This is a genomic window from Streptomyces sp. NPDC002536 (genome assembly GCF_053594995.1).
The window spans coordinates 19,552-41,924 of record NZ_JBSFWU010000068.1; the positions used below are offsets into that span (position 1 = coordinate 19,552).

Annotated in this window: 19 protein-coding genes and 1 pseudogene; 14 read left to right on the forward strand and 6 right to left on the reverse strand. The window is 71.6% G+C overall.

What is annotated here, in order from left to right:
* Positions 1-18: 18 nt before the first annotated feature.
* The 3 genes from ACWD4B_RS23450 (at position 19) to ACWD4B_RS23460 (ending at position 2,422) form a co-directional block, all read left to right on the forward strand.
* Entirely contained in the window at positions 19-1,242 is a 1,224-nt protein-coding gene (locus ACWD4B_RS23450) for a M20 metallopeptidase family protein (RefSeq protein ID WP_451422577.1), read from the forward strand.
* 17 nt (positions 1,243-1,259) lie between these two features.
* On the forward strand, positions 1,260-1,769 hold the full coding sequence (locus ACWD4B_RS23455; RefSeq protein WP_451422578.1) for an O-acetyl-ADP-ribose deacetylase: 510 nt from the start codon (positions 1,260-1,262) through the stop codon (positions 1,767-1,769).
* Positions 1,770-1,999: 230 nt separating this feature from the next.
* Positions 2,000-2,422 (forward strand): hypothetical protein, encoded by a 423-nt coding sequence (locus tag ACWD4B_RS23460; RefSeq protein WP_451422579.1) that lies wholly within the window; start codon positions 2,000-2,002, stop codon positions 2,420-2,422.
* Positions 2,423-2,454: 32 nt separating this feature from the next.
* Here ACWD4B_RS23460 and ACWD4B_RS23465 read toward each other — a convergent pair whose 3' ends face one another.
* Positions 2,455-3,345 (reverse strand): helix-turn-helix transcriptional regulator, encoded by an 891-nt coding sequence (locus tag ACWD4B_RS23465; protein WP_451422580.1) that lies wholly within the window; start codon positions 3,343-3,345, stop codon positions 2,455-2,457.
* 177 nt (positions 3,346-3,522) lie between these two features.
* On the opposite strand from ACWD4B_RS23465, the gene ACWD4B_RS23470 reads away from it, so the two are divergent.
* Complete coding sequence (locus tag ACWD4B_RS23470; RefSeq protein WP_451422581.1) at positions 3,523-4,443, forward strand: alpha/beta hydrolase; 921 nt, start codon at positions 3,523-3,525, stop codon at positions 4,441-4,443.
* Between the two features lie 517 nt (positions 4,444-4,960).
* A complete protein-coding gene (locus ACWD4B_RS23475; RefSeq protein ID WP_451422582.1) occupies positions 4,961-6,967 on the forward strand; it encodes a PIG-L family deacetylase in 2,007 nt (668 codons plus the stop codon).
* A 106-nt stretch (positions 6,968-7,073) separates the two neighbouring features.
* On the opposite strand, the gene ACWD4B_RS23480 is transcribed toward ACWD4B_RS23475, so the two are convergent.
* On the reverse strand, positions 7,074-7,835 hold the full coding sequence (locus ACWD4B_RS23480) for a Clp protease N-terminal domain-containing protein (protein ID WP_451422583.1): 762 nt from the start codon (positions 7,833-7,835) through the stop codon (positions 7,074-7,076).
* A gap of 75 nt (positions 7,836-7,910) precedes the next feature.
* Entirely contained in the window at positions 7,911-8,609 is a 699-nt protein-coding gene (locus ACWD4B_RS23485) for a CPCC family cysteine-rich protein (protein WP_451422584.1), read from the reverse strand.
* 245 nt (positions 8,610-8,854) lie between these two features.
* Here ACWD4B_RS23485 and ACWD4B_RS23490 point away from each other — a divergent pair, with 245 nt between their 5' ends.
* Positions 8,855-9,361: an HD domain-containing protein gene (locus ACWD4B_RS23490; RefSeq protein ID WP_451422585.1), complete on the forward strand. Its 507-nt coding sequence runs from the start codon at positions 8,855-8,857 to the stop codon at positions 9,359-9,361.
* A gap of 137 nt (positions 9,362-9,498) precedes the next feature.
* On the opposite strand, the gene aac(6') is transcribed toward ACWD4B_RS23490, so the two are convergent.
* Positions 9,499-9,972 carry an aminoglycoside 6'-N-acetyltransferase gene (aac(6'), locus tag ACWD4B_RS23495; RefSeq protein ID WP_451422586.1) on the reverse strand — a complete coding sequence of 158 codons (474 nt, stop codon included), beginning with the start codon at positions 9,970-9,972 and terminating at the stop codon, positions 9,499-9,501.
* 304 nt (positions 9,973-10,276) lie between these two features.
* Between aac(6') and ACWD4B_RS23500 the strand changes: the two genes are divergently transcribed.
* Positions 10,277-11,350 carry a hypothetical protein gene (locus tag ACWD4B_RS23500; RefSeq protein ID WP_451422587.1) on the forward strand — a complete coding sequence of 358 codons (1,074 nt, stop codon included), beginning with the start codon at positions 10,277-10,279 and terminating at the stop codon, positions 11,348-11,350.
* 676 nt (positions 11,351-12,026) lie between these two features.
* Here the strand turns inward: ACWD4B_RS23500 and ACWD4B_RS23505 are convergent.
* Together ACWD4B_RS23505 and ACWD4B_RS23510 are read right to left on the reverse strand one after the other, a co-directional pair.
* Entirely contained in the window at positions 12,027-14,531 is a 2,505-nt protein-coding gene (locus tag ACWD4B_RS23505) for a collagenase (RefSeq protein WP_451422588.1), read from the reverse strand.
* A gap of 168 nt (positions 14,532-14,699) precedes the next feature.
* Positions 14,700-15,659 (reverse strand): LysR family transcriptional regulator, encoded by a 960-nt coding sequence (locus ACWD4B_RS23510; RefSeq protein ID WP_451422589.1) that lies wholly within the window; start codon positions 15,657-15,659, stop codon positions 14,700-14,702.
* 192 nt (positions 15,660-15,851) lie between these two features.
* Here ACWD4B_RS23510 and ACWD4B_RS23515 point away from each other — a divergent pair, with 192 nt between their 5' ends.
* The 7 genes and pseudogenes from ACWD4B_RS23515 to ACWD4B_RS23545 all read left to right on the forward strand — a co-directional run.
* Positions 15,852-17,237, forward strand: coding sequence for an aminopeptidase P family protein (locus tag ACWD4B_RS23515; protein ID WP_451422590.1), 1,386 nt, complete (start codon positions 15,852-15,854; stop codon positions 17,235-17,237).
* A gap of 60 nt (positions 17,238-17,297) precedes the next feature.
* Entirely contained in the window at positions 17,298-18,440 is a 1,143-nt protein-coding gene (locus ACWD4B_RS23520; protein ID WP_451422591.1) for an NAD(P)/FAD-dependent oxidoreductase, read from the forward strand.
* Positions 18,441-18,490: 50 nt separating this feature from the next.
* On the forward strand, positions 18,491-18,805 hold the full coding sequence (locus tag ACWD4B_RS23525; protein ID WP_451422592.1) for a (2Fe-2S)-binding protein: 315 nt from the start codon (positions 18,491-18,493) through the stop codon (positions 18,803-18,805).
* Complete coding sequence (locus ACWD4B_RS23530) at positions 18,786-20,213, forward strand: FAD-dependent oxidoreductase (protein ID WP_451422593.1); 1,428 nt, start codon at positions 18,786-18,788, stop codon at positions 20,211-20,213. Before ACWD4B_RS23525 ends, ACWD4B_RS23530 begins: the two co-directional genes overlap by 20 nt.
* Before the next feature lie 31 nt (positions 20,214-20,244).
* Positions 20,245-21,153, forward strand: coding sequence for a dihydrodipicolinate synthase family protein (locus ACWD4B_RS23535; RefSeq protein ID WP_451422594.1), 909 nt, complete (start codon positions 20,245-20,247; stop codon positions 21,151-21,153).
* A gap of 36 nt (positions 21,154-21,189) precedes the next feature.
* Complete coding sequence (locus ACWD4B_RS23540) at positions 21,190-22,194, forward strand: proline racemase family protein (protein ID WP_451422595.1); 1,005 nt, start codon at positions 21,190-21,192, stop codon at positions 22,192-22,194.
* Positions 22,191-22,373, forward strand: a pseudogene (locus ACWD4B_RS23545) (hypothetical protein); the annotation flags it as partial. The gene ACWD4B_RS23540 and the pseudogene ACWD4B_RS23545, both read left to right, overlap by 4 nt.

Below are 22,373 nucleotides of genomic sequence, written 5' to 3' on the forward strand. Positions count from 1 at the left end.
CGGCCGGCATAGGAGACCATGACGACCATGCGGACACCGGGCACCGAAGTGGCGGCCGAAGCACGGAAGTTGCTGCCGGAGGTCGTAGCGGTACGACGACGCATCCACCGCGCACCGGAAGTGGGCACGCATCTGCCGCGCACCCAGCAGACGGTGCTGGACGCACTCGCCGGCCTGGACCTGACGGTGAGCGTCGGCAAGAAGCTCAGCTCCGTGGTGGCCGTCCTCGAAGGCCGCCGCCCCGGACGGACCGTCCTGCTGCGCGCCGATATGGACGCACTGCCCCAACAGGAGAACACCGGACTCGACTTCGCCTCCGAACTGCCCGGCGTCATGCATGCGTGCGGCCACGACACGCACACCGCCATGCTCATCGGCGCGGCTCGGCTGCTCACGGCCCGCCGCGACCGGCTGCCGGGCCGCGTGGTGTTCATGTTCCAGCCGGCCGAGGAACTCGGCGGCGGCGCCCTCCCGATGATCGACGAAGGAGTCCTGCACGGCCCGGACGGCCACCAGGTCGACGCCGCCTTCGCCCTGCACATCAACGCCCGCAACGAGACGGGAACGCTCCACCTCCGCCCCGGCGCCCAGTACGCCGCCGCCGACACCGTACGCATCACCGTCCACGGCAGGACCGGACACGCGGCCGGCCCGCACAAGGTGCTCGACCCCGTCCCCGTCGCCTGCGAGATCGTCCAGGCCCTGCAGACGATGGTCACCCGGACCGTCCCCGTCTTCGACCCCGCCGTCCTCACCATCACCACCATCACGGCGGGACGGGCCTTCAACGTCATCCCTGAGACCGCCGAACTCACCGGCACCTACCGCACCCTCACCGGGACGAGCCGCCGCGCCGTGCGCGAGGGCATCACCAGGGTGGCCCACGGCGTGGCCGCGGCCCACGGCATGACCGCCGACGTCCACCTCCCCGACGGCTACCCCCCGGTGCACAACGACCCCGCCTTCACCGCCACCGTGCGCCGCGCCGTCACCGACGCCCTCGGCCCGTCGGTCGTCCACGACCTCCCGCACCCCACCATGGGCGGCGAGGACTTCGCGTACGTCCTGCAACGCGTCCCCGGCGCCATGGCGTTCCTGGGCGCGTGCCCGCCGGGCAGCGCCCCGGGAACGGTCCCGGACAACCACTCCGACAAGGTGGTCTACGACGAGGATGCGTTGGCGGTCGGCGTCGCGGTGCATTGCGCGGTGGCCGAGACCTATCTCCGCGACGGGGCGTCGTGACGGGGCATCATGACCCCATGGTCACCATCACCCTCGTCCAGGGCGACATCACGGAACAGCACGTCGACGCCGTCGTCAACGCCGCGAACTCCTCGCTCCTCGGCGGAGGCGGCGTCGACGGCGCCATCCACCGCAAGGGCGGCCCCGACATCCTCGCCGCCTGCCGCGACCTGCGCGCCGCGCAGTACGGCAAGGGCCTGCCCACGGGCCGGGCGGTGGCGACGACGGCGGGGCGGCTGCCTGCGCGGTGGGTGATCCATACGGTGGGCCCGGTGTTTCAGGTTTCCGGCGGCGACGAGTCGCTGCTGGCGTCCTGCTACCGGGAGTCCCTGCGGGTCGCGGACGAACTGGGCGCGCGGACGGTGGCGTTCCCGGCGATCTCGACGGGCATCTACCGCTGGCCGATGGAGGACGCGGCGCGCATCGCGGTCGAGACGGTGCGGGCGGCGGAGACGAACGTGGAGGAGGTCCGCTTCGTCCTCTTCGACGAGCGGGCGTACGGGGCCTTCGCCGCGCAGGTGAGGTGACTGACCTGCCTCCGGGCCGTCCCGCGGTGGGCGAACGTCAACACCCGGCGATCTCGGCCCGCGAGCGCGCGTACGAGGTGTTCGCCTCGCAAGTGCGCTGACGTCCTGCCGGACCCCGGCGTGCGAACGGAGAGCAAAGACTGTCCGATTGCTCGTTTCGGACCCGCACGAACCGGTCACGCTGATAGTCCGACGCCGGCCACGCTATGCGACGGGGGGGGGGGCTTGGCATGACCGCCGTACGCGGGCCTCTGGGAAAGTTCGTCAGGGCACTGAGCGTCGCGACGCTCACGGTCACCTACGCCGGGAGTCTCTGGCTGACCTACCGTCAACTCCGCGCCAGAACACCCCTCGAAGGCGCTCTCGGGGCCCCGGGCTGGACGCACGCCGTCCTGGTCATGGGGCTGGTGGTGGGCGGCGGGCTGGGAGTGGCCGCAGCCATTGTCGATGCACGCAGGGAGCAGTCGTCCTGGCTGATCACCGTGGTGGGAACGGCCGCCGCGCTCGTCTGGAGCCTGTGGGTCTCCGACAGCGAGGGTCTGGCCGTCGGCCGCACGGTGTTCGCGGCCGCGCCGCCCTTCGTCGCCCTGCTCGTACTCACCGAACTGATGCGGCAGTTGCGGGGTGCAGTGCGGGGCAAGAAGGAGGCGTAGGGCGTGCCCTATGGGCCGCGGGAGGAGCCGTGTCAGCGGTTCGGGTGCTCGTCGCTGCGGGCATGTGGTGGTGCCGCCGCCCACTGCAGGAGGAAGCGCAGGCCGTCCTCGGCGGGAGTGCCAGGGGGTGCAGTGTAGGCGACGAGCTGTTGGTCGGGCCGGGTGTCGACGGTGAACTGCTGGACGTCGAGGGTGAGCGGGCCGGCCAGGGGGTGGAGGTAGGTCTTGGTGAGCTGCCGGGGGCCACGGACCCGGTGGTCGGCCCACCAGGTCCTGAAGTCCGGATCGCGGTTGCTCAGCTCACCGATCAGTGCGGCGAGTTCACGGTCCTCGGGATGGCGGCCGGCCTCCATCCGCAGCACGGCGACGCACTCGCGTGCCGCCCGGGACCAGTCGGCATACAGCGCGCGGTAGGCGTCGTCGAGGAAAGTGAGGCGGATCAGGTTGCGCTCGTCGTCGGTGAGCCGGTCGAAGTCGGTGAGCAGGGCACTGGCCGCACGGTTCCAGGCCAGCACGTCCATCCGCCGGTTGAGGACCATCGCGGGAACGTCGTGCATGGTCGCCAGGAGCTGCCGCAGTTGCGGGTCGGCCTGCGGGCGGCCCGGCCTGCGGGCGGCGGGTGCCGGTGTGACGTCGGCGAGGGTGAACAGGTACGCGCGTTCGTCCGGGGCCAGTTGCAGCGCGTCGCCGAGGGCGTCCAGGACCGGCCGGGAGACCCGGCGGGTGCGTCCCTGCTCCAGGCGCACGATGTAGTCGACGCTGACATGGGCGAGTTGGGCCAGTTCCTCGCGGCGCAGGCCCGGCACCCGCCGCAGCCGTCCGTCGTCGGGGAAACCGGCCCGGCACGGGTCCAGGGCGGCGCGGCGGGCGCGCAGGAAGCCGCCCAGTTCGTTGTCGGTGGTTCGGACTTCCCGGGATCGCATGCTCCCAGTGTCCACGCGGGCGCGACTCCGTGCCTGGTACTGGTCTGCATAGGCAGCGCTCTCCCTGGCTCGTCACCTCCCGCCGGGGCCACCGTGGATGCGTGGCCGCTCCAGCAGGCCACCGGAGCCCGCCGGACCACCACGGGCCCGTCGCCGCCCATGCACCGGGAGCAGTACATGCGAACCGACGTCTCCTTCCCCAGCGCCGGCCTGAAGCTCGCCGGCCACCTGTACACACCGCACGGCACGCCGGACGGACCGCGACCGGCGATCGTGGTCGGCCACCCCGGCACCGGTGTGAAGGAGCAGGCATCCGGTCTGTATGCGCGACGCCTGGCCGAACAGGGCTTCGTCACCCTCGCCTTCGACGCCGCCTTCCAGGGGGAGAGCGAGGGCGAGCCGCGCGGCCTGGAGGACCCGGCCCACCGGGTCGAGGACATCAAGGCCGCCGTTTCCTTCCTCGCCACCCGTGACGAGGCCGACCCCGACCGCATCGGCGCGCTGGGCATCTGCGCCTCCGGCGGCTACGCACTGGCCGCCGCCGCGACCGACCACCGGATCAGGGCCGTCGCCACCGTCAGCGCCGTCGACATCGCCCGCCAGTTCCGCAACGGCGCCGACGGAACCCAGGACCCCGCCGTCCTCCACCGCATGCTCGCCGCGGCCGCGGCGGCGCGCACCGCCGAGGCCCGGGGCGAGGGTGTGCAGTGCTTCCGGGTCTTCCCCGGGACCGAGGAGGAGGCGCGCGATGGCGGTCCGCACGTACACGACGGCTGGGAGTACTACTGCACTCCGCGCGGCGGGCACCCCCGGTCGGCCAAGGCGCTCACCTGGTCCAGCATCGACCGCATCGCGGCCTTCGACGCCCTCGCCCCGCTACGCCTGCTCGCCCCGCGCCCGCTGCTCCTGATCGCCGGGCGCGCGGCGGTGACCTCATGGATGAGCGTGGCGGCGTTCCAGCAGGGGACCGGCCCGCAGGAGTTGTTCTGGTTGGACGGCGCGACGCACACCGACCTCTACGACAAGGACGCGTACGTCACCCCGGCGATCGCGAAGCTGAGCGGCTTCTTCGGCGCGGGTCTCGCCGAGGCCGCGTAGCCGGCGCTCCGTCCACGCAGAGCGCCGGGGCGGTGTCCGGAGACGGACCGATCCGGAGGGGCTGCACACCGTGTCCGCGCGGTCGGGTGGTTGAGGGATCGGCCGGGCGGACACGGTTGCGGCGGTAAGCGGGTACCTCCGGATCGGTCGCTGTCAGCATGCCGTGCCGGAATCGGCCCGGGCCGGGGCCGGGCGGCCCTTCTCCGGGACCATTGGTCCCTCGTCCGCGGCGGAGAAAAAATTCGCGATACTGCGGAACCAGGCCCCCTTCCATCCCCTCTTCTTGTTCAAGATCCCCTGGCTCAGGTTCGCCCCCCCCGACAGGCGCCGGCTGTCGGACCACACGTCGGTGACATTCCGACCGCGAGCCACTCACGAAAGCCTTTCCATGCACACCTCGCTCAGCGTCCACTCCGTCGTCCGGCGGCTGCGCAGTGCTGTCTTTCCCCCTCCCGCACGGCCGGCGCTCCGGTTTTCCGGGCCGCAGGGCCAAGGGGTGGAGACCAGTGGTTCCGCCTTGGGCACGCACGTGCAGATCGTGGCCCACCCTGATGACGATCTCTTCTTCATGGCGCCCGACCTCTTCCACGCCGTCGCCGCCGGGGCGGAGATCGTCAATGTGTATCTCGTCGCGGGCGAGGCCGACGGTCGCAATGCCGCCCACGGAGCGAAGAACCGTGACCGGCTGGCAGTGGATTACGAGGGGTACGTGGCCGCCCGCCAGCGCGGACTGCGCGCGGTGTACGCGGACGCCGCGCTGAACGATGCCTCGGCCCCCTGGACCCGCGAGGCGTACCGCACTTCAGGCGGCTTTCACGTCGAACGGGCATCCTTGGCGGGCCGCGCGCCGGTCACGCTCTATTTCTTCAACCTCGCGATGACGGGCGGCCGGCCGCCCATGCGTCTGCAGACGCTGTGGACGGGAGAAATCGAGCAGCAGCGGACCCGGCGCCCCACCGGTTCGCCTCTCCCCGATACGTCGGACGCCCCTGACGCGCTCACTCGTGAAGGCCTTATCGACGCCCTCGTCGACCTGCTGGCCGAACACCGGCCCAGCACGGTGCGCACGCTCGACCCGGACCCCGACCACGCCACGTACGACAACGGCAGGGTCACCTACCACGACCACCAAGAACACACGGCAGCAGCACTGTTCGCCTTCGAGGCCCTGCGCCGGTACGGCGAACGGGCAGCGGAGCGGGCACCCGTGGTCGAGAGCTACCGGGGATACGGCAACAAGGTCTGGCCCGGCAACCTCAGTCAGCAGGTTTTTCACGACAAGACCCGCCGCCTCGACATCTACGGGGGGACGGACGGCCGCCGGCGCAAGCACGGCATCGACCCCGGGGACTTCCAACTCGGCGACCGCGCACACCGCAAGGCATACAGCCGAAGCACCTACGCACGCTATTCCCATGCTTCGACCTGGCTGCAGCGAGACGGTGACGGAACGCTCACGGCATTCACCGTCCTCAACGGCAATCCCGTCCAATGGCGGAAGACCGACGGGGAGTTCGCGCCGGGACCGCTGGGCACCGATGCTCCGCAGGGCGGATTCTTCTCGCCGCAGCTGCATGCCGTCGCCACCGATGACGGACTGCTGCATGTGTTCGGCGTCCACATGTCGCTCGCGGCCGGCCGCTACGAGCACCGCCGCGACGTCATGCTCGTCTCCCAGCAGGAACCGGGGGGCCGCTTCGGCGCCTGGCAGAACCTCGGGAATCCGTACAACGCCGAGGGCCTCAACCCCGTCAAGCGCAGAGAGATCGGCCAACCGGAACCGGTCGCCCTGCCGGGCGGCGGCCTCGAGTTCGTCGTGCGCAACTTCGACCGGGCACTGAGCCACCGCCGCCTTGAGCCCACCGGCACGTGGAGCCCCTGGCGCGACCTGGGAGGCACCGTCCAGGAGGGCGTCGCCTGGGGAACCCTCCCCGACGGCACGGTCGAGCTGTACGCCCCTGCCCCGGAGCAGGTCATCCGGTGGGACCGGGACAAGCCGTCGTCCGCCTTCAGCGGCTCCCGTCCGCTGCCCTTCCCCGCCCCGGCCGGGCCCGTCACCCACGTGACGGCAGAGCAGGGCCGCGCGCTGCTGCTCATGCGCCGTCCCGGCACCGGCGAGATCCTCTGCCACCACCGGCCGGGCCCGCAGGGACCCTGGCAGACCGAGCCGCAGTCACTGGGCGGACACGGCGGTACCGGTCCCGTCACGGCCACCAGGACCCGTGACGGCCGGATCGCCCTGGCCACCCGCAACGATCACGGCACCCTCAGCTTTGCCTGGCTCCCGGAGCCGACGGACGAGAATCCGCCCGTCTGGACCGCATCGGGCCCGCTGTCGGTCCACGCGCCCTCGTCGATCCTGGACGCGGACGGGTGCGTCGTGACCGTGGTTCTCGGCGTGGACGCACGCCTGCACATGGCTCGTTGGGAACCGGGGACCCCCGATCCCGTATGGACGACGCCTGCACGAACGCAGGCGGCACACCGCCTCTGCCGGCCTTCTCGCACCGTGCAGGCCGTCTGAGCAGCCGGGGCCGTGTGCACTCGCACCGCCAGAACTGTCAGAGCCTCAGAACGGGAGGATCAACCGTCCCCGGATGCCGCCCGCTTCGAGCGGATGAGCACGGTGGTCAGTCTTCGACGATCAGCCCGAGGTGCTCTTCCAGGCGTGCGATGCGCCGCCCCAACGGCTCCAGTTCCCGGCGGACGGCCGTGGCGAGCGCCTGCTGTGCGCCGACAGGCTCCGTCGGCCGGCCTTGTCCGCTCTCGGCGCGCAGGTGAACGTAGCCCGCCAGCGCGGCGGTGACTGCGCGGCGGACGGGCTTGGGGTCGGCTCCCAGGGCCCGCAGAACCTGCCCGGCGACTCCGTCGGGCTCCATGGTCAGGCCGAGCAGCAGGTGTTCGCAGCCGATGTAGTTGTGGCCGAGGGACGTCGCCTCGGTGACCGCCAGTTCCAGCGCGTTGGCCGCGGGCCCGTCCAGCCGGCGCGGATCGCTGTCCGTCACGGTGGCGTCCTGCTGGACGGGCTGTCGGCGGGCCAGATCTCCCCTGACCCGCTCCGGTTCGACCTCCATGGCACGCAGCACATGGAGTGCGAGATTGGTGCCCTCGTCCAGCATGGCTCCCAGAAGGTGCCCGGTGCCCGTCCTTGGCGCACCGGCCTCCTGAGCCCGCTCCACCGCCAGCTTGAACACGTTCCGCGTCCTCGGGGTGAAGTGCGCCAGCGCCCCGCTCGGTTCGCCGTCGAGATCGCCCAGGGCTGTCTCCCGGATGGCGGTCACCCGCCGCACGGCTTGCTCCAGGGCCCGCTGGCACACGGCCGACACCGGCACTCCGGCCTCCTTGACCGCCTCGGCCAGATCATCGGGCAGATAGACGTTGATCTTCGGCACAGCGCCCTCCCCAACTCGACTATGCCCCCAAGCTAACCCCAACGGGGTTAGACGTCCAGGGGGTTGGCAGGGCGCTCAGGAGGCGGTCGGTGATTCGTCTCGCCGCCAGTAGTTCGGCCGCCACCAGTACAGGGACGTGAGGTCCTCTGGCATGGGGACGCTGCTGGGCCCTGGTTCGAAGGGGTCGCGCGACACGTCGACGGGACGCCAGCCCGGATCCAGGGGTTCGTCGTTGGTCGGCGGGCGCACGTGACGACGGTGACGCTCCTCCATTGCGCCGAACTTCCGGTAGTTGGCCTGAGCCTCCATGAGGCTCAGGCCACCATTCGGGCCGGCCTCCGCCCACGGGTATCGGAGCTGGTAGGGATTCTCCTGCCAGAAGCAGACCGAACAGATCTCGTCCGACCACAACTCGCCGAACATCTGGTGTCCGCAGCACGGGCACGGCAGCCAGCCGCCAGGAGGCGCCTGGCCCGGCGCCGACTCCGCGGAAGCAGCGGCAGTCGGCTCGCCGACCGCCCGGTGCTCTTCATCGTCCACGAACGCGGCAAGTCGCCGATAGCCGGTGATGCAGAGCGCCAGAAGCGTAGTGATGACCACCCCGGCGAGCCCGAACAGGAGCCGTTCCCGCCATGGTACGGAGACCAGCGGGTTGAGTGCCCCGATCACCAGGGCGGGCCCCATCAGCAGCATCAGCAGGAGGCGCGGGTTCCACCACGTCCAGGGTTTCCGCCCGCTGTAGTCGATGGGGAAGACCCAAGGCGCAAGGTGCACGGTCCAGTTCAGTCGTGGTGAGGGGAGGCGTCGGCAGTCAGACATCGAGATCGCAATCCGGGACGGAATATCTGGTGCATATCGTACCGAATAATGCTCGGAAGGCTCAGCGGCGGACACCGCGGACCATCTGCAAATGCGCGGTGCCGTCGTCATTTTGCTGTTTTGAACAGGCGATGGGTGTTCGAGGGGAACGACACCGGCATATGAGAGCCTGCAGCGATGTGGCGACGAAGGAGTGAACGATGAAGTCCGTCCGCGAGGCCGAGGTCCTGGCGCGCGATGCGCACGCCGGGCAGGTCGACAAGATCGGCGTGCCGTACATCGAGCATGTACGCGCGGTTGCCGCGGGGCTCGCGCCCTTCGGCGACGAACTCGTCATGGCCGGACTGCTGCACGATGTCATCGAGGACACCGACTGGACCGCCGAGCGTCTGCGCGCCGACGGTGTCCCTTCTCGGGTCGTCCGGATCGTCGAGGCGGTGACCAACGAGGCGGGCCTGCCCTATGCCGAGAAGATCCGGAGGATCACCGGCGACGCGCAGGCGACACTGGTGAAGATCGCCGACAACGCGCACAACTCCCGCCCCGAACGGGCCGCCCGGCTGCCGCGGGAGAAGCGGGAGCGCCTCGCGGCGAAGTACCGCGCCGCGCGAGCCGTGCTGTGGCCGGCCGCGAACCGGGACGACATCGAGACCGTCGTGCGCATCGTCAATTCCTCGCTGCTGACGGAGCTGGACGAACACCATTGATCCGGGGCGACTGACCGTACCCGGCGAAGTGGCTGATCTCCTGCAGGTGCCGGAAGGCGACGGCCACGATCAGGGCCGCGGTGACGGCGGCCGAGGCGACCGTGTCCGTCCAGGAGCCACCATCCGGCAGCCCGGCCTCAGATCAGCTCCTCGGCGAGCAGATCCATGAGCAGGCCGTCCTGCCAAAGGCCCGTACGGTGGTCTCGCCCGTACGCCCGCATGATCCCCACAGGCTTGAACCCGACCTTGCGGTAGCTGCGGATCGCCGCGGTGTTCGCCGCAGCCGGATCAATGACCAGCCGGTGATGTCCGCGCTCTCGCACCAGCCATCGGGCCAACGTGCGCACAGCGTCGGGACCGAGCCCCTTCCCGTGATGCCGCGCCGTCAAGAAGATGTCGATACCGGCATGGCGGAACTCCGGGTCGGTCTCCTCCGAGAACTGGATCGCTCCGACGACTTCACTCTCGACGACAATGGCGAGCATGCCCTCGTAATCCTCCGGAGGCGACCACCACGCCGCGACTTCCGGCTCCCGGACGATCCTGTCGAGAACCTCACCGTCGCCGCTTGTCGCGGACCGCAGCACGACTTTGTCCCCGCGCAGTTCCATGCCCTTCATTATCCCTGGGCGGTGGAGGCACCCTGGGCACCCACGCAACCATGGCCAACGGCCTGTCGCTGCCGGTCAATCGAGATCTGCAACGGCTGGTTCTCCCGACTCGGCGCGACCGCTCCGCCCGCATCGAGCGTTGCCGACGCGGCGGCGCGAAAGCCGGCCGGCATCGTCCGTTCCGCTGTCATCCCGCGACCGGCAAGAGTCAACTTTCCGGGGCTGCACGATGATCGCCGAATCTGCGAGCGTCCTCCCTGTCCGCCCGGTCATCCCCATCGGAGGCTTCCGCTTGTACCAGACGGTGCCGAAACCCATCCGGCTCCAGCAGCCGACGCCGGTCGGTGACGTCCGGAGCAGCCCGGCCCGGACGGCCGAACCCGCCGTCGCCCGAGGCGGGACCGCGTGGCCGCGCCCGTCCGATGACGGGGCGGCCTTCGCCGCCTCGCTCATCGGCCGCACCATCCAGGATCTGGACCAGTTGGCCGACCAGTTGGCGCACGGGCAGGAGGACGGACGGCTGCGGGCCGTGCTGCACAGCCGGGCCCAGCAGATGGCGGCCCGCGCAGCGGATCCCGTCGCCGAGATCGACGCCTTCCACCGGCGGGCCGCGGGACTGCGTGCGGAGCTGGCGGATGTGGAGGAAGCGGAGCAGTGGCTGGCACGCAAGCGCGCCAAACGGCGGCCTCCGGTCATCCGCTGGATCTACGACTGGATCTATTCTGCCAAGGACCTCACGGATCTCCAGGCGCAGACCGCGGCACTCCACCCCCGGCTGGCCCGTGCCGAGGCGGAGCTGGAGGGAGTCGACTCACCCGAAGGGCGAAAGGCGATCAGCGCACTGCACATCGCGCAACGGTGTTCCCCGGACCGGGACACCTCATGGATCGCAACCGTGCGACAGGACCAACTCGGGCGTACCGAGCAGTTCCTGGCCGACCGCCTTGCCGAGCTGGCCGGCACCGGCCACTCGACGGACGCGCTCGAGCGCGCACGGTCCGACGTGCAGGATGCCGGACGTGCGCTGGCGGTGTACTCCCGCATCGCCCGGCAGGGCACGGACGGGCTGCTGCACGACCGGCAGACCATGGAGGAGATACTCGGACGGCTCCGACGCACCCGGAGCGCGCTGGAGAAGGCCTGCGCCAAGCGCCGGTGGGGCGGCCTGCCGTCCTGGCTCGGCGGGGGCGGGAAGCAGCAGGACGCCCTGCGTACCTCCCTGGACAGGACGCAGGAGAACATCGCCACCGTCGAGGGGCGACTGACGGAACTGGACCGCTGCGCCCGCATCGCCGCCGACGAACGCTACGCGCCGCTGATGGCCCGCGCCGGCCATGTCCATTCTCTGCTCGCCCTGACCGGGCGGGGCACGGTCTGACAAGAGCGCTCGACGGTCCGCCAGGGCCTGTCCGGCGGATGTTCGCGCCCCGTCAGGGGCGCGGGGCGGTGACATATGCGGCTCCGCCGCGTGGGCGCGACCAGCCACAGCCGGCCTGCAGTCGATGCACTGCCTCTGGGGTCCGGGGCGCAGCCTCTGGGGGCACCTCCTGGGGGCACCCCCAGCGGTAGCTGGGGGAGGTAGCTGGGGGAACCTCGACTGCGGGAGCGTCGTGGCTGATCGCGCAGTTCCCCGCGCCCCTTACGGGACGCTGTGGTGCCGCGCGACGAAGAGCACTGGTGCGCATGCCGGTCAGCCCGTAGGCAGGCCGATCCGGCAGGTCCAGCAGCGATGAGCGGTGATCCGATGGATTGGTTCGCCGTACGACCCATGCCTGCTTCTCCAGGCGGTCGATGCCCTTACTGGTAGTGGCGCGTCTCGCAGCGGACGAGGTCGGCGAAGAAGCCCGGGAGGTCGACCTGGCTACCGCTTGACTTAACAGGGAGGCGTCCGGCGCGAACACGCCCCGTGCTTCCGCCTCGTCCTCTTCGATCTTGCTCCACAGCCGCCATGGCAGCCCGGAAGGCTCCGGGTCGGCGGCGTAGGCCCCCGATTCCATCAGCGCCTGCGGCGGGCGCCCCGTCGGGCACCCGCCGCGGGCGATCGCGCTCAGCCGTCAGTACCGCGTCGTGACCGTGACCCCGCTGAACGAGGTCTTGGCGTACAGGCTGATGTACCGGTAGCCCGCCGTCGTGTTCGTGACGGTGATGGTCTGGGCGGTGCCGGACTTGGTGGACGACGTCGTATAGGCCTTGTCCGTCGCCCAGTTGTCGGGGTTGTAGTAGAGGTGGGCGTCGCCGGTGCCGCCGGTCGTGGCGACGGTCAGGGTCGTCGTGCCGGCCGGGAGGTAGAGGTACAGGTAGTCCAGGTTGCCCGCCGTGGCCGAGCGGCCGGTGCGGGAGCAGTTCCTGCCCAGGACGCGGGTGTCCCGGTCCGTGCACGCGGTCACGTCGCCGCCCACCGTGACCTGCTTGCGGGCGGTGGAGGTGCGCCCGCTGTCGTCGGTGACGGTGAGGGTGACGGTATACGTGCCCGCGGACGCGTACGTCTTGCTCGGGTTGGACTCCCCGGACGAGGTCCCGTCGCCGAAGTCCCAGGCCCGTGAGGCGATGCGGCCGTTGCCGGAGGCGGTGGACTTGTCGGTCAGGTCGACGGTCAGGCCCGAGACCTTCGTGTCGAAGCCCGCCGACGGGCCCGCCTTGGCGGCGCAGGCGCCGGACGCGCAGGCGGTGAGCCAGCTGTCGAAGTCGGCGTCGTAGCGGTTGCCGATGCCGGTGGCGTAGACGGCGTAGCCGCCGGTGTAGTCGCCGGTCCGGAAGCGGGCGAGCATGGCGTCGAGGTCGGCCGGGTGCTTCTCGGCCATGTACCGGACCGCGAGGTATCCCCACGGGTAGGTGCGGGTCACGTCGCTGTTCGCGTAGGTGCTCTGGAACAGGGTGCTCAGCCGGTAGGTGTGCTTCCCGGCCTCGGCGACCGCCCCGTCGTCGGTGATGCCGCGGTAGCCGTAGGAGACGTACTCGGCGAGGCCCTCGATCCACCAGACGTCGGGGACGGTCGTCTGCTGGGTGAAGTCGCCCTTCATGTCGTAGCGGGCGTCGAGGTAGTGCGTGTACTCGTGGTTGAGGTTCCAGATCCGGGCCGTGAAGCCGTCGTCCTGGGCCTTCTGGTACATGATGGACGTGGGCTGGTTGTCGGCCTTTGTCGGGTCCCCGGTCAGTGTGATGCCGCCGTTGTCGGTGCTGACGCCGAAGATCGCACCGGCATAGGTCTGGTAGTCGGTACGGCTGCCGAACACGACGAGCCGGATGGTGGATTCGTACTGGTTCGGTATCGCGCCGCTGTCCTTCACGAGGCTGTGGAAGTACGGGTCCTGCCCCAGGAGACTGGCGCAGGTGGCGGCGAGCTCGTCGGAGGTCAGTGCCTGCGCGCTGATGGTGTGCGCCGCGTCGCAGGAATGGGTGATGGGCAGCGCGGCCTTGGTCAGCCGGTCCGGGAGGTTGCAGGTGCCGAAGTAGTCGCAGTTGGCCTTGTCGTAGTAGTCGGCCTGGGAGGCGACGGTGACCCACAGCGGGGCGGTCGGGCCGGTGATCTTCGCGGCGTCCAGCAACTGCTTCGCCAGCGGACGGACCTTGTCCCGCAGGGCGGGGTGCTCGAGATAACGGGCGACGTTCATCCCCGCGTTGGAGTCCAGGTACGAACGGTCGGTGCCCAGCAGCCCCAGGTGGTTGACCGCGAACGTCCTGAGCGTGTCGACGATGCTCGGGTCGGCCGTGACCGCGTTGACGTAGGCCGTGTTCCAGTTGCCGCGCCAGAGGGGCGTGTAGACGTCGTTGACGGCTGCCAGCATGCTGGGGATCGCGTCGTAGGAGCTGTCGTACGCGTCGAGCACCTGCTTGTAGACGTTCAGGTAGCGGGCCTGATCGTCGGCGCTGTCCGTCAGGATGAGGACTTCGCCCAGGGTGTCGCCGTTCGCCGAAGTGACGTCCTTTGCATGCGCGTTGGCGAAGAAGGAGTCCAGGCCGGCCTCGGTCGCCTTCGCCAGGTCCGGGCCGTAGGGGCCGACGTCGGATGGGTGGTTGAACTGCACGTAGTAGCCCGCGCGCAGGAAGAGCGTCAGCTGCAGTGCGCCGGTCGAGCCGTCGCCGGAGTATGCCTCCGCCGCGTTCTGGAAGGCCTGGGCGATGGTGACCATTTGGGCTTCGCGGAAGATGTTGTGCGCGTCCGCGCCCGTGACGGCGAACAGCGTGTTGACACAGTCCTTGGACGAGGCCTTCACGAACTCGACCAGGTCGGATCCGGACCGGCTGCCGAAGTCGGCCGGGGTGCAGGAGGCGTCGGCGGGCTTGCCGGAGGCGTGCGGCTTCTGCGGCGCCGCCGTTGCCCGGGCCGGGCTGAGCGGCGGGAGCTGGGCGACGGACAGCCGTCGGCGTTGCACGGTGTCCCGGTCGTTGGCGTCGGCCGTCGATCCGGTCGGCGGTACGGGAGAAGCCGTGGGCCGAGCGCCGGCTGCGGCGACGGACGGGGGTGCCGCGAGTGCCGGGGTCGCCAGGAGACCGGCGACCGTGACACAGGCGGCCAGGCCGCCGGACACGCATCTGGGCAGGGTGAAGTGCTGGAGCATCCAGACTCCTTCGTGGGAGGTTCGTGGGGGGCGTGGGGGTGCCTCGGGGGAAAAGTGACTGAGGCGTATGCGGCACCGTCCCACCGCGTGAACGCGCGGACAATGGGGTGTGACATAGCACATTGCATGGGCACGTCATAACGTCGAAGTGCCCGTGCCACCCGTGCCCTAGATCCGGGCCCCGCTCCAGGTCCGCGACGCCCACGCCCGGAAGTGCGCCGAGTGTGCGATGAGTTCGCGGTACGCCGCGGTGGCGGAGCCGAAGAGGGTGTCCGCGACCTCGTCTGCCAGGCCCTCGCGGCGCCAGGCCAGGACGTAGCGGCACCACAGCGGGGTGCCGGCCAGCGGCTTGACGAGGACGTCGGAGACCGGTCGGTGCGTCGCCTGGACGACGGACACCCCGAGCCCCTCGGCGATCATGTCCTGCAACTCGACCCGGTCGCCCAGGAATTCGTGCACCGCCACCGGCGTGAACCCGGCCGAGCCGCAGGCCGCGTAGAACACCCCGGGCCAGCCGGCCCCGTCGTCGGGCGTCAGGAACCACGCGTCGTCGGCCAGGTCGGCGAGCGCGACCTCCGGGCAGTGCCGCAGCCGGTGATGCGCGGGCAGGGCGACGAAGGACGGCTCCGTGACGATCCCGCGGTGCGCCACCGCGGGCGAGTGCCGCAACTCCCGCCCGGGGTAGTCCGCCGCGATCGCCGCGTCCACCTCGCCGTGCTCCAGGAGTTCGACGATCTCCGACGACGCGTACACGCTGCTGACCGTGACGTCGAGGCCGGGCAGCAGCGTCCGGAGCCGCATGACCATGCCGGACAGCACCGGCGAGTTGGTCGCGGCCAGGCGTAAGGACCGGCGTGCCTCGGCAGCGCCCCCGGCCGGCGGGCGGCCGATCGCCGCCGCGCGGGCCAGGACGTCACGGGCCCGGGTCACCACCTCCACGCCGTACCGCGTCAGCTCGACACCCGACGTCCTGCGCACGAACAGCGGCTCGCCGAAGAACCGCTCGATCCGCCGGAGTTGTGTGCTCATGGCTGGCTGGGAGTACCCCAGGTCCGCCGCGGCCCGGCCGACGCTCCCGGCATCGGCGATCGCACACAGCACCCGTAAGTGCCGAAGCTCCAGGTCCATGCCGCGGATGGTAGGGAGTGGCGGGGGCGTTCGGACAGGGGGGCGTCTCCGCGGTCTTCTGTGAAATGTCACACGGCCGGCACGGTTGGCACGGCTGGCATGAGTGACGTGTGACCGGTAACACAGTAATGTGAAATTGCACTGACGGGATCCCCGCAAGCCCCCCACTCCACCTGTGTCCGAGGGAGCGTCATGCCCAAGTCGGCTTTACCCGACACCACTTCCCCGATCCGGACGGTCAGCCACGACCTCCCCGTCCCGCCCGAACTCGCGTCCTTCATGGCGTCCGGCTGGGAGGTCGGCTGGGAGGCGGCCCCGTCGGCCGACGGCGTCCGGCTGCCCGTCGCCGTCCTCACCCCGGCCCGCCGGGCCCGGCTCTCCGCGCGCTTCCCCGGGGAGCGGATCCTCGTCACGGCGGGGGAGTTGACGGTGCGTTCCAACGACTGCGACCACCGCTTCCGTCCGCACAGCGCCTACACCTGGCTGACCGGTCTGGCCGGCGAGGAGCAGGCGGGGCACGTGCTGGTCCTCGAACCCGACGGGCCGCACGGTCACGAGGCGGTGCTGCACGTGCGGCCGCGCTCCCCGCGCACGGACGAGGGCTTCTACCGGGACCGCCGCTACGGCGAGTTCTGGGTGGGGCGCCGCCCCGGCCTCGCGGAGGCCGAGCGGATGACCGGCATCCGCTGCGTCGCCCTCGACGGGCTCCCGCCGGGCCGGAACGCGGCCGCCGACGCCGAACTCGCCTGCGTACTCAGCGAACTGAGACTGGTGAAGGACGCGTGGGAAGTGGCCGAGCTGCAGCGGGCGGTGGATCACACCGCCGCAGGATTCGAGGACGTGGTACGTGCCCTGCCGCGCGCGCTCGCGCATCCGCGCGGCGAGCGCTGGATCGAGGGCGTCTTCGGCCTGCGCGCCCGCGCCGAGGGGAACGGCACCGGCTACGAGACCATCGCCGCCTCCGGCGCCCATGCCTGCGTCCTGCACTGGATACGCAACGACGGTCCGCTCGACCCGCGGGAGCTGCTGCTCCTGGACGCGGGCGTGGAGACCGACAGCCTCTACACCGCCGACATCACCCGTACCCTCCCGCTCTCCGGCCGCTTCTCGCCGGTCCAGCGGCAGGTCTACGAACTCGTGCTGGCCGCCCAGGAAGCGGGCATCGCCGCACTGCGGCCGGGAGCGAGCTTCCGCGACTTCCACCGGGCCGGGATGCGCGTCATCGCCGAAGGCCTCGCGGAATGGGGAGTGCTGAAGAGCGCGGAGGGCGACTTCCACCGCCGCTACACGTTGTGCAGCAGCGGCCACATGCTCGGTCTGGACGTCCACGACTGTGCCCAGGCGCGCGCCGAGGTCTATCTGGACGGGGTGCTGAAGGAGGGTCAGGTGCTCACCGTCGAGCCCGGGCTCTACCTCCAGCCCGACGACGAGACCCTGCCGCCCGGGCTGCGCGGCATCGGGGTGCGCATCGAGGACGACCTGGTGATCACGGCCGAGGGGGCCCGGCTGCTGTCCGGCGGCCTGCCGAGGACGCCGGACGCCGTCGAGGAGTGGATGGGTCAACTGCTCGGCGGCTGAGGGGAACACGGGGTGGACGGTACCCTTGGCAACCTCAGTGCAATGTGAAATATTACTGACGTGCCAACGGGAAACCCCTCGGACGTCATCGTCGTCGGCGCCGGCATGGTCGGAGCCGCATGCGCCTACTACGTCGCCCGCGCCGGCCTCCGCGTCACCGTGATCGACCGCGACTCCGTCGCGGGCGGCACCACCGGGGCCGGCGAAGGCAACCTCCTGGTCTCCGACAAGGAACCGGGCCCCGAGCTGGAACTCGCCCGGCTCTCCGCCCGGTTGTGGACCGAACTGGCCGCATCACTGCCGGAGCGGATCGAGTACGAACCCAAGGGCGGCCTCGTCGTCGCCGCGGACGAAGCCGAAGCAGCCGCCCTGCGCACGTTCGCGGACCGGCAGCGCGCCGCGGGCGTCACCGCCGAGGAGATCCCGCCGGACCGGCTCCACGACCTGGAACCCCACCTCGCCCCCGGCCTGGCGGGCGGCGTCCACTACCCGCAGGACGCCCAGGTCATGCCGGCCCTCGCCACCGCACACCTGCTGCGCGCGGGCGGCGACCGGATCCGCCTGCGGCTCGGCGAGGAGGTCACCGGCCTGCTCACCGGAACCGACGGCACCCTGCACGGCGTACGGACACCGCGCGGGGAGGTCCACGCGCCGTACGTCGTCAACGCCGCCGGCACCTGGGGCGGCGAACTCGCCCGGCTCGCGGGCGTGGAGCTCCCCGTCCTGCCCCGCCGCGGATTCGTCCTCGTCACCGAACCCCTGCCGCGCGTGGTGCGGCACAAGGTGTACGCCGCCGACTACGTCGCGGACGTGGCCAGCGATTCCGCCGCCCTGCAGGCCTCGGCGGTGGTCGAGGGCACCCCGGCCGGCCCGGTCCTGATCGGCGCCAGCCGGGAGCGCGTCGGCTTCGACCGGACCCTGTCGCCGCAGGCCCTGCAACGCCTCGCGGCCTGCGCCACCGCCCTCTTCCCGGTCCTGGGCACGGTACGCGCCATACGCGCCTACACCGGCTTCCGCCCGTACCTGCCGGATCACCTGCCCGCGATCGGCCCCGACCCGCGCGTCCCCGGCCTGCTGCACGCCTGCGGCCACGAGGGCGCGGGCATCGGGCTCGCACCGGCGACCGGACTCGTCGTCGCACGCTGCCTCACCGGCGGCGAACCCCCGCTGGACATCGGCCCGTTCGACCCCGGCCGCTTCTGAACTTCCTTCGTCATCCGTCGTGCTCACCGAGAGACCGAGAGGAGGCCCCGGTGGCCCGTATCCCCGCCGACCTCGTCGGGGCGCAGCCCGATCCGCCGTTCGAGATCACCTTCGACGGCCGCCGCATCACCGCCGTGCCCGGACAGTCCGTCGCCGCCGCCCTGTGGGGAGCCGGGATCCTGGCCTGGCGCACCACCCGCGACGGCGGCCGCCCGCGCGGCGCCTTCTGCGGCATCGGCCAGTGCTTCGACTGCCTCGCCACCGTCAACGGCAGCCCCAACCGCCGGGCCTGCCTGGTCCCCGCCCGCCCCGGCGACGCGGTCACCACCCAGGAAGGACACGGCCATGGCCGTCTCGGAGTCTGACCCGTACGACCTGGCGGTCGTCGGCGCGGGACCCGCCGGCCTCGCCGGCGCCGTCACCGCCGCCGAACTCGGCCTGCGCGTCGCCCTGCTGGACGCCTCCGCGCACACCGGCGGCCAGTTCTACCGGCACCCCGCACCCCAGACCCGCGCAGCACGCCCCGAGGCCCTGCACCACGACTGGTCCGTCTACGCCGCACTGCGCAGACGGCTGGCGGAGAGCACTGCGAAGCACCTGCCCGGGCACCACGTATGGAGCATCACGCACGACGCACCACCGGCCTGGACGGTGCACTGCCTCACCGGGGCCGACGGCTGCGACGAGCAGCCGGTGCGGGTACGGGCCCGCGCGGTGCTGCTGGCGACCGGCGCGTACGAACGCCACCTCCCCTTCCCCGGCTGGACCGTGCCCGGCGTCGTGAGCGCCGGGGGAGCACAGGCCATGCTCAAGTCCGGTCTGGTGCTGCCGGGCCGAAGGATCGTGGTGGCCGGCAGCGGGCCTCTGCTGCTCGCGGTCGCCTCCTCGCTGGCCGCGGCCGGCGCGCACGTGCCCGCCCTGGTCGAGGCGTCCGGATACCTGGCGTACGCCCGGCACCCCCGGGCCCTCGCCGCCAACCCGCAGAAGGCCGCGGAGGCCCTCGTCCACGGCACGGCACTGCTGCGCCACCGGGTGCGGCTGCTGCCGCGCAGCGCGGTCACCGCAGTGCACGGAACCGACCGGGTGGAGGCCGTCACCGTGACCCGGCTCGACCGCACCTGGCGGCCCGTACAGGGGTCGGGCCGCCGGATCGCCTGCGACGCGCTGGCCGTCGGGCACGGTCTGGTCCCGCAGATCGAACTGGCCACGGCGCTCGGCTGCACGACCCGCACGACGGCGGACGGCACCTCGGCGCTCGCTCTGGACGGCCTCCAGGAGACCTCGGTGCGCGGTCTGTGGGCAGCGGGCGAGACCGGGGGAGTGGGCGGCGTCCGCCTGGCCCTGGCGGAAGGCGAATTGGCGGGTGTCGCCGTCGCCGCCCGGCTGGGCGCAGGCCGTGCCCGCGGCAGCCGGATCCGGGAACTCCGGCGCCGCCGTGACCGGATGCGCGCCTTCGCCGACGCCATGGCCGCCGCCCATGCCCCCGGCCCGGGATGGCGGCGGTGGCTGGCCGACGACACCGACGTGTGCCGCTGCGAGGAGGTCACCGCCGGACGCATCCGCGAGGCGGTCGACGGGCTCGGAGCGCGGGACGTGCGGGCCGTCAAGCTCCTCACCCGGGCCGGCATGGGATGGTGCCAGGGACGGATGTGCGGTCCGGCCGTGGCCTGCCTCGCCGCACGCGACGGCGATCCCGAACCCCCGCCCGAACGCCGCCCGTTCGCCGTGCCCGTACCGCTGTCGGCGCTCGCCGCCCTCGGCGACGACCAGTGACATCCCACTCTGCACAGAGAGGTTCGTCCACATGACCCCCACCGGCTGGAACAGCGCCCGCCCCTGGCGCGGCATCATGGTCGCCACCGCCCTGCCCCTGCGCGACGACCTGTCCGTCGACTTCGACGCCTACGCCGAACACGTCCACTGGCTGATCGCCAACGGCTGCGACGGCATCGTCCCCAACGGTTCGCTCGGCGAGTACCAGACCCTCACCGACACGGAACGGGCCCGCGTCGTCGAGGCCGCCGTCGCCGCGGCCGGCGACGGGGCCCGCGTGATGCCCGGGGTCGCCGCCTACGGGAGCGCCGAGTCCCGCCGCTGGGCGCAGCAGGCGGCCGAGGCGGGCTGCGGCTCGGTCCTGCTGCTGCCCCCGAACGCCTACCGGGCCGGCGAACGGGCCGTACGCGCCCACTACGCCGAGGTCGCAGGGGCGGGAGTGCCGGTCGTCGCGTACAACAACCCCGTCGACACCAAGGTCGACCTCACTCCCGGCCTGCTCGCCCGGCTGCACCAGGACGGCACCATAGCCGCCGTCAAGGAGTTCAGCGGCGATGTGCGCCGGGCCTACGAACTCGCCGAACTGGCCCCGGAGCTGGACCTGCTGATCGGCGCCGACGACGTCCTGCTCGAACTCGCCCTGGCCGGCGCCGTCGGCTGGGTCGCCGGCTACCCCAACGCCTTCCCCGCCGCCTGCTCCGAGCTGTACCGCGCGGCCGTCGCGGGCGACCTCGCCACCGCGCTCCCGCTCTACAAGTCCCTGCACCCACTGCTGCGCTGGGACTCCAGGACCGAGTTCGTCCAGGCCGTCAAGCTCTCCATGGACATCGCCGGACGCCACGGCGGGCCCGTCCGCCCGCCCCGCTTCGCCCTGGCGGGGGAGGCGCGGGTTGCGGTGCGGTCCGCCACCGAGAAGGCCGTCGCCGACGGCCACCGCTGACCTCCCCCTCGACCTCCGCCTTGTGAAAGGACGTCCATGCGGACGCGCCATGTCTTCCACGCCGTCGACTCCCACACCGAGGGCATGCCCACCCGCGTGATCACCGGCGGTGTCGGGGTGATCCCCGGAGCCACCATGGCCGAGCGGCGGCTGCACTTCATCGAGCACCTCGACCGCCTCCGCACGCTTCTGATGTACGAACCGCGGGGCCACGCCGCCATGAGCGGCGCGATTCTCCAGCCGCCCACCCGGCCCGACGCCGATGTCGGCGTCCTCTACATCGAGGTCTCCGGGGTGCTCCCGATGTGCGGGCACGGCACCATCGGCGTCGCCACCGTCCTCGTCGAGACGGGCATGGTGGAGGTGACCGAACCGGTGACGACCGTGCGCCTCGACACCCCGGCCGGGCTGGTGGCCGTCGAGGTCCGGGTGGAGGGCGGCGCGGCGAAATCGGTGACGTTCACCAACGTGCCCGCGTTCTGCGTGGGCCTCGACCGCAAGGCCGAGGTGCCCGGGTACGGGACGGTGACCTACGACCTCGCCTTCGGCGGCAACTTCTACGCCTTCGTCGAACTCGACGCACTGGGGCTGCCGTTCGACCGCGCCCGCAAGGACGACCTGCTGGCGGCCGGGCTCGCCGTCATGGACGCGATCAACGCATCGCCGGACCGGCCCGTCCACCCCGAACAGCCCGCGATCACCGGGGTCAAGCACGTCTACCTGGCCGCTCCCGGCTCCGACGAGCACCACTCGCGGCACGCGATGGCCATCCACCCCGGCTGGTTCGACCGCTCCCCGTGCGGCACCGGCACCTCCGCCCGGATGGCCCAGCTGCACGCACGCGGCCGGCTGCCCCTGGGCCACGACTTCGTCAACGAGTCCTTCATCGGCACGCAGTTCACCGGCCGGCTCATCGGCGGGACGACGGTCGGCGGGCTGCCGGCCGTGGTCCCCACCGTCACCGGACGCGCCTGGATCACCGGCACCGCCCAGTACTTCCTCGACCCGGACGACCCCTTCCCCGGAGGCTTCCTCCTATGACCATGACTCTCGTCTCGCGCAACCCCGCCGATCCCGCCGACGTGGTCCACCGGTTCACCGCCCCCGGGCCCGCCGCGGTCGCGGCCCAGGTCCACCAGGCCTGGAGACGGCTGACTGGCACAGCGGCCGGGCCGATCAGCGTGCTGGCGGACGAAGTGGGATGGTCCCGCCAGCACTTG